Annotated in this window: 2 protein-coding genes; both read right to left on the reverse strand. The window is 75.7% G+C overall.

Features of this window, described 5'->3' with window-relative positions; translation table 11 throughout:
• On the reverse strand, positions 1-1,001 hold a 1,001-nt coding region (locus L1885_RS27105), incomplete at its 3' end, for a terpene synthase family protein (protein ID WP_235799797.1).
• The coding region (locus L1885_RS27110; RefSeq protein WP_235799798.1) for a cytochrome P450 at positions 998-2,467 on the reverse strand (1,470 nt) is incomplete at its 5' end. The genes L1885_RS27105 and L1885_RS27110, both read right to left, overlap by 4 nt.

Consider the following 2,467-nt stretch of genomic DNA (forward strand, 5'->3'; position numbering starts at 1 on the left):
CGGCTCCCGCTCCCGCCGTAGCGTCCGTGGCCGATGTGCCACACGTAGGACGCGGCGACGCCCTCCCACGCCCTGGCGTGCGCGGCGCGCGCCGCGTTCACCGCGGCCGGCCGGCCCGGGTCCGGCTGCGTCAGCTGCGCGATGCGCCGCCGTGCCCGGGCCGCGTCCGCCTCGCAGAGCGCGGCCACCCCGGCGAACGCCTCCTCGCTCCCGCAGCCCTCCTCGGCCGCCAGCAGGGTCGGCAGGCTGAACGGCTCGGCGCCGCCCGCCCGTACCTTCTCCCGCTGGTACGAGGCCAGGTCGTTGATCGAGCCCGCGAGGCCGGAGACCGCCGACTCCAGATCGCGTACGGCCTCCGACTCCCGCTCGGCCGGCGGGAGTTCGTAGCCGAGGACCGGCTCGGCCAGCGAGGCGACCGTCCGGACGAAGACGGTGTCCGGCCGCATGGCCCGGTACCGCGCGACGCTCACGCGTCCGCCCGCCGCCAGCTCGTGGGCCTCCCACACGAGGCCGTACAGGCTGTCGCGCACGGCGACCGCGACGCGCAGGAACCGCTCCGGCGCGGCGCGCTCCCGCAGCCTCCCCACCACGTCCGCCAGCGCCGTCCCGAACACGTCGGCCTCGAAGGGCGGCCGGCGTCCGTCCAGGACGTGCACCGCGTCGGCGACCCGGCGCACCAGTGCCGCCGGGTCGCGGGCGCCGGCGGCCTCGCCGTGGGCGTCGTCGAACGCGGTCAGCCACAGCAGGAGGTCCCCGGTCAGCTCCAGCCCGGCGGGGTCGGCGCCGGGGAACGTGCGCGCGACGCCGTGGCCGGTGATGTCGCACAGCGCCGCCCGGGCCCGCTCCGACTCGATCAGCGGGTGCTTGCCGAGCCACTGCTCCAGGTGCCCCGCCACGTCGGCGGCGTGCGGGCTCACCGGGAAGGGTCCGGGGAAGGCGGCGCTCAGATCCGGCAGGCGCGAGGCCGCCGGCCCCCGGCCGCCGTCGTCGGTGCCGCTCACGCGGCCCTCCTCCCGGCGCCCGGCACCCGAGCCCGGGCCACCATGTGCAGCGAGGAGGGGTGCACGGTGATCTCGCCGACGGGGCGCACGTCCTCGCCCGCCACCGGCCGCAGCCGCCAGCGCGAGGCCACGACCGCCGCGATGACGGTCGCCTCCGTGAGGGCGAACGCGTCGCCCATGCACATCCGCTTGCCCGCGCCGAACGGGATGAAGGCGTTCTTGGGCGGCTGCGGGCGGTCGGCCCCCCACCGTCCCGGGTCGAAGCGGTCCGGGTCCGGATACACCGCCGGGTCGCGGTGGAGCGCGTAGGGGCTCCAGATCACGTCCGTCCCCGCGGGCAGATCGATCCCGCCGAGGCGCACGTCGGAGGTGGCCTGCCGGGTGACGAGCCAGCCGGGGCTGTACATGCGCAGGGTCTCGTTGACGCACATGCGGGTGAAGGTCAGGCGCGGGATGTCGTCGAAGGTGATGCTCCGACCGCCGAGGACGGAGTCGACCTCCTCGTGCAGCCGCCGCTCCAGCGCCGGGTTGCGGCCGAGCTCGTGGAAGAGCCAGGCCATGACGACCGCCGTGGTCTCGGAGCCGGCGGCCAGCACGCCGGTGACCTCCGAGAGGATGTCGTCCTCGGCCAGCGGCGCGCCGTCCTCGTCCCGTTCGCCGAGCAGCAGGGACACCACGTCGTCGTAGGCGTCCGGGTCGGCCCTGTGCTCCTCGACGATCTCGGCGACGGCCCGCCGCATCACCCGGCTCGACTCCTCCACCTGCCGGTTGCGGCGGGTGGGCAGCCGCTCCAGGAGCCGTACGGGCAGCAGCGCGCGCCGCAGCGCGGCCATGAAGACGGCGTCGACGCTCTCCAGGATCTCCAGGGCCGGCAGCCGCTCGGGCCGCGAGGAGAACAGCGCCGCCATGACCACGCCCTGGGTCATGAGCTGCATCTCCGTCTTGAGGTCGAGGGTCTGGCCCTCGCGCCACGCGGAGACGGACGGCTCGACCGTCTCACGCATGGTGTCGACGTAGCCGGCGATCTTCTCGCGGTGGAACTTCGGCTGGACCAGCCGGCGCCGCACCAGGTGCGGCCTGCCCTCGGCGACGGGCAGGGCGTCGTTGCCGAAGAGTTTCAGCTTCTCGAACAGGAGGCCCTTGCTGAACTGGCCGGACTTGACGGTGAGCATTTCGTGGATCAGCTCCGGGGAGTTGATCACCGTCATCTTCTTCGGGCCGAACGTGACACGCACCGCGGGCCCGTACGCGCGCAGTTGCCGGATGAACGCCAGCCGGTCCCGCAGCAGCGGCACGACGTGGCCGAGCAGCGGGAGCCGCCCTGGCGCCGTCCTGACGCGCTCCGTGCCGCCGTCCCGCGCGCCCCGGGAGGCCCCGCCGGCCGCCGCGCCGCCGCGGGCCGCCGCGGCCGGTGCGCCCGCCGGGGACCCGGCCGCCGGTGCTCGCCCGGGCGCCGGTGCCTGCGC

This window comes from Streptomyces fuscigenes (assembly GCF_021556455.1).
Lineage (GTDB): Bacteria > Actinomycetota > Actinomycetes > Streptomycetales > Streptomycetaceae > Streptomyces > Streptomyces fuscigenes.